Genomic DNA, 4,914 nt, shown 5'->3' with positions numbered 1-4,914 from the left:
GAGAATTAAAGCTAATAAAAATAATCCTACCAATCTACCCGTAGATTTTTCTCGAAAAATAGTAAAGCTAATCCCACTAATGATTGAGGTGAGAAAAACAGCGACAAAATCGTGAACGATTAATCCCCAGAAAACATTAGTCGTTCCCGCACCTTTTCCTAACCAATAGCGCCCCACGACTAAGGCAATTAAAGCTAATAATTCCCAAGAAGAGCCAGTGGGAAAAAAGAAACGGGTTAGGAAAATAACGATAATTCCCTTGGCTGCTTCCGAAATTACCGCCAAAATTCCCACCAATTTACCCCCATGGTAAAAAGCGGCAGTTACACCGATATTACCGGTCCCTAATTGGGATAATTTACGTCCAGTTACGAGATAATTTATCCAATCGATCAGAGGCAGTCCCCCGATGATGGGACAGACTAAAAAAATAAATAGGGATCCCCAAATTTCTCTCATTATATTTTCTGGCTCTAAAAAATAGTTACTTCCCGGTGGAGTACTGTCAGGTATCGGGATTAGAATAATTCCGTCCACACTCCCTTAAATCTTATATAGTATTTTAGCTCTACCAACCCACGACATTATTTATTTTAAATTTTACTTTATAAATACTTACAGTTTTTCTCGGACAGATGAGGTATAATCACAACAGTGATTGCAGCAATTACGGGTGTCTTTCTTGGAGACTGCCTTAAAAGCTTCTTCGAGAGCCTTGTCTAAGTCTCGATAATTTTTCGGTTGTAATTTTCCCAAGATAGACTTGATTTTTGGGCAAAAGTTTTCAATAGTTTTCAATCGAGGTAAAGTCGAGAGAGTAAGGATGTAAATAAACTATCTTAGACTCCTTCTTCTTCCACAGCTTGACGGACTTCTTCGCTGACATGAATTTTATCACTCACCCTTCGCTTATTTCTGGAAACGAAAATTTGATAAATTGTCTCAAATGCAGTCTAGCAAAAGCATTGAGCGTTCTACCCGCATATTTGTTAGTACAAAAAGACCATTTTGAGGTTAAGGAATCGCCACTGTTCTGCTTACCTTATTCGCTAAAAAGCATACAGGATAAAGGTTACGGCAATTTTAAAACCCTTACCTAAAAAAATTAAGCCAACAATGAGTTATAATTGATAGCAATTACAGAAAATTATTATCTTGAAAATAAAATAAGACTAGGTTTATGCTGCTCGATCCTTTGGCAATGTCTTCAGTAGAACTAGATAATTTAAATCAACTTCCTGATTGTTCGGCCATATATTTTGCTATCGATTCTCAAAATAGAATTCTTTATATTGGTCAAGCAGTTAATCTTTTAACTCGCTGGAAAAATCACCATCGTATATATCAATTACAAGAAATTAATCAAGATTATCCTGTAAGAATAGCTTGGCAAGTTTGCAATAATGAAGAATTAAATGAAATTGAACTATATCTAATTAAACATTTTCAACCTTTGCTAAATAGAACAGAAGTTAAATCTCCACAAGTTGTACCATCAGAGTTAGTCTTCCGAAATTTTCTCAGGGAATTTTCTCGACGATTAATCATTATTGGGTTTAAACCACAAACTTCTCAAGAGCTACCACATATTCATTTGAAATATGACTGGACAGATTGTTCTCCGAAAGGGACAGCCGCAAAGATTAAAAATTTTATTCAAGAAAATAATAATATAAATACCAGTTTTAAGATTAGAAGAAAACCTTGGGGAAGAATCAGGGGGCCAGAAGATTTTCAAATAGGCAGTCGCGGACAAAAAGCCCTAGCTCGTCAGAATCGTTCCTATAATAATCATTGGGAAATGGCTTGTAATGGAGTAATAATCTCTATCACCCCTACCGATAATTATAAACAGATTAAATCAATAACAAATTTTCAAAAACTTGCTGGGGTAAAAATGAGAACAATCCCAGAACATGATTTTAAGAGAATGTCTAATCAATATCCTTATGATTTTGCGGATTTATCCTGCTTTGTCGATGATTTAGTTCCGTTGCTTTGGATTGAAGGGTAATCTTGAATGGGTGCATCTCAATTTTGTAGAAATATCTATATTACATTATGGGCGCATAGGATCATTGGTGTCAACTTAAGGGAATAGCCCGCCAAATTTGTTGAGAGAGAGCCTCCCTTTTCCTGTTCCCTGTTCCCTTGCCTAAATGACCAATCTAAATGTTCTACAGCTGACAATGAGCCAAAGCGATAAAATAAATTGAGATTAATGGCTTAAAAACCCAAGCAGATGGAGTAAATAAAGGCAATAATTGCGGATTTTAAGCGGCAAAATCAACCCCTCAAACTGAAGAAAAAAGCGAAAAGAGTAAGGCGGACGATGCACACTCTACAGACTTAAGAAAATCTGATTGACAGTGAGATTTAATTCCGTGAAAGTCTGGGAAATTAGGCGATCACTGTCTCGAAATTGCCGAATTTGATATTCTTCCTCAACTAAGCGACAAACAGAGATGGTCGGTTGTTTAGGAGTGCCAAGAAAATTACGCCCACCTAAGGCTGCATAATCGACAATCCAATATTCAGGAATACCCATTTCTTCATAATCAGCAAATTTTAAGTAGTAATCATCACGCCAGTTGGTCGATACCACTTCAATGATCAGAGGGATAGATGCACCCTCACTAAGGATTGATTCTTTTTTCCATAATTTTTCCTGAGCGAGCTTGGTTCGATTTAGCACTAATACATCAGGAAAATAACCAGAATTTTTACCAGCAGGTCTGACAATCGCTTGGTTAGGAATTAAATAAGGAAGCCCTAGTCTATCAATTATTCCACTGAGTTTAACAGTTAAAAATCCTTTGATTTCCTCGTGTTCTCCTGCGGGTTGTGCCATTTCAATAATATTTCCCTTGTGTAGCTCATAACGCACTCCCGAATTTTCAGGCAGCCAACGGACAAATTCCTCGAAATTAACAGTTTTAGGTAAAGTTTGGCTCATAGCTGGCAAAATAGCATTCTCTCTCTACTAACTTCCTTAGCTCTATTTTACCTTGAATGTAAAATAGGCATTGCCCACCCGACAAACTCTCTACACAATCTGCGATCGCACTATCGCTGCCAAAAACGATGAGGACGAAACCAAAAATATAATTGGTAACGACGGCGAGGCCCATAAGAAGGATTGGAAGGAGTCAGTTGCCAGTTAGTTTTTAGATCTCCATTTGGCAATATTACACCCTCATAAAATTCTTTACCGCCGGACCCGCCTAGTAAGTTTATAAAGAGGTCTCCTTGATTAACGCTGAATGTTCCAGCCCATCCAGATAGAGTGTTCTGGCCATGTCTAGCTGCTGGTACGTCAATGTACTGCATGATGAAGTCGATGTCGTTTGATTGAGTCCAGTGCTTAATGCAAGAACCGTCACGGTAAAACCGCAGAAAATCTACTTCCCCAAAGTGTTCTTCATAGGGTTCAGAGTAATAGAATCCATCAAATCGTATTTTGCTTGACCCACCAAAATTAAACATCAATTTAGCTCAAAAAATCTTTATTTTGGACAATTAGGTTGGGTTGAGGGACAACGTAACCCAACCCCAAAGGCGACCTTTAATTAACGATACACACTACCCCCCCTATAATGTATTCTGCATGACAATTTAATAAAAATTAACATTTAGGCTATCGCGTACTTGTGGTGATAAGCAGGGTTATCTAGGGGAGGGCGCAAGCGTTCATTGGTGTCAACCTAAGGGAATAGCCCGCCAAATTTGTTGAGAGAGAGCCTCCCTTTTCCTGTTCCCTGTTCCCTTGCCTAAATGACCAATCTAAATGTTCTACAGCTGACAATGAGCCAAAGCGATAAAAGAAATTGAGCTTAATGGCTTAAAAACCCATCATATTGAGCAAATAAAGGCAATAATTGCGGATTTTAATCGGCAAAATCAACCCCTCAAGCTGAAGAAAAAAGCGAAAAGAGTAAGGTGGACGATGCACACCCTACAGACTTAAGAAAATCTGATTGACAGTGAGATTTAATTCGGTGAAAGTCTGGGAGATCAGGGGATCACTGTCTCGAAATTGCCGAATTTGATATTCTTCCTCAACATAATCCAGTGATTAAAGCCTTTTACGAACGCCTAGTCGGACGCGCTAAATCAAAAACACTGGCTCTTACTGCTTGTGTGCGGAAAATCTTAGTCATTCTTAATGCAATGGTTCGCCAAAATAAGCCTTGGCAGCTTCCTGACAATTTACAACCTTCAACGAGGTCAGACTATATTTCCAGAAAATTATTGCTATTCTTCTTCCTTCCACACAGAAACGAGAAGAGACAACCGCGAAAGCCTTCAATTTTCAGGGATTGTAACATGAGTGATTACCCCGGATTTTAGTTATTAAATCTAGTTTATCTCAACCCCAGAAAACACCTCAATTAACGACAGAGCAGCACCATGGCGATACCGATACCTAAACTTAAACCGACCAGCACCTGAAAAGGAGTATGACCAATTAATTCCTTTAAACGTTCCTCGTTAAATTCCTTGCCCTCCTGGAACATTTCATCGATAATTTGATTGAGAATCCGGGCCTGTTTTCCCGCTGCCTGACGCACTCCGGCCGCATCATACATAACAATAACCGCAAAAAGCGCGGCAATCGCAAATTCGGGACTAGACCAACCCACCTGTAATCCTACCCCAGTAGCCAAGGCCCCCACCAGCGCCGAGTGAGCGCTAGGCATTCCCCCCGACGAGACTAAATAGCGCAGACTCACCTTACCATCGCGGATTAACTCAATCAGCGCTTTTAGTCCTTGGGCAGTGAAACAAGCTAAAAGAGAGACTAGCAGTATTTGATTGTGTAACACCTGCTCGAAGTCCTGCATAATCTCATTCGTTTAATTTAATTTTTACGATTAACAATATACTCGGCGATGGCCCGTAAAGGTTCAGCGG

At 39.2% G+C, this 4,914-nt stretch carries 5 protein-coding genes and 2 pseudogenes; 2 read left to right on the top strand and 5 right to left on the bottom strand.

All coding sequences use genetic code 11. From position 1 onward, the window contains the following. The coding region (locus PX484_RS22715) for a glycerol-3-phosphate acyltransferase (RefSeq protein WP_288105629.1) at positions 1–459 on the bottom strand (459 nt) is incomplete at its 3' end. Between the two features lie 721 nt (positions 460–1,180). Here PX484_RS22715 and PX484_RS22710 point away from each other — a divergent pair. Beyond that, complete coding sequence (locus PX484_RS22710) at positions 1,181–2,014, top strand: GIY-YIG nuclease family protein (RefSeq protein ID WP_287767916.1); 834 nt, start codon at positions 1,181–1,183, stop codon at positions 2,012–2,014. A 327-nt stretch (positions 2,015–2,341) separates the two neighbouring features. Here PX484_RS22710 and PX484_RS22705 read toward each other — a convergent pair whose 3' ends face one another. From PX484_RS22705 to PX484_RS22695, 3 genes and pseudogenes are all read right to left on the bottom strand, one after another. Then, a complete protein-coding gene (locus PX484_RS22705) occupies positions 2,342–2,956 on the bottom strand; it encodes a Uma2 family endonuclease (RefSeq protein WP_287670082.1) in 615 nt (204 codons plus the stop codon). Further along, on the bottom strand, positions 2,937–3,131 hold the full coding sequence (locus tag PX484_RS22700) for a hypothetical protein (protein ID WP_287767918.1): 195 nt from the start codon (positions 3,129–3,131) through the stop codon (positions 2,937–2,939). The genes PX484_RS22705 and PX484_RS22700 overlap by 20 nt, the downstream gene beginning before the upstream one ends. 824 nt (positions 3,132–3,955) lie before the next feature. Continuing rightward, positions 3,956–4,063 (bottom strand): annotated as a pseudogene (locus tag PX484_RS22695) (Uma2 family endonuclease); the annotation flags it as partial. A gap of 2 nt (positions 4,064–4,065) precedes the next feature. Here PX484_RS22695 and PX484_RS22690 point away from each other — a divergent pair. Further along, a pseudogene (locus PX484_RS22690) lies at positions 4,066–4,194 on the top strand (IS110 family transposase); the annotation flags it as partial. Positions 4,195–4,391: 197 nt separating this feature from the next. Here PX484_RS22690 and PX484_RS22685 read toward each other — a convergent pair. Then, entirely contained in the window at positions 4,392–4,844 is a 453-nt protein-coding gene (locus PX484_RS22685) for a divergent PAP2 family protein (protein ID WP_004163729.1), read from the bottom strand. Positions 4,845–4,914 lie beyond the last annotated feature (70 nt).

The organism is Microcystis sp. M49636_WE2, from assembly GCF_030065375.1.
GTDB lineage: Bacteria > Cyanobacteriota > Cyanobacteriia > Cyanobacteriales > Microcystaceae > Microcystis > Microcystis aeruginosa_C.
This window is presented reverse-complemented; position numbering and strand designations above follow the sequence as displayed.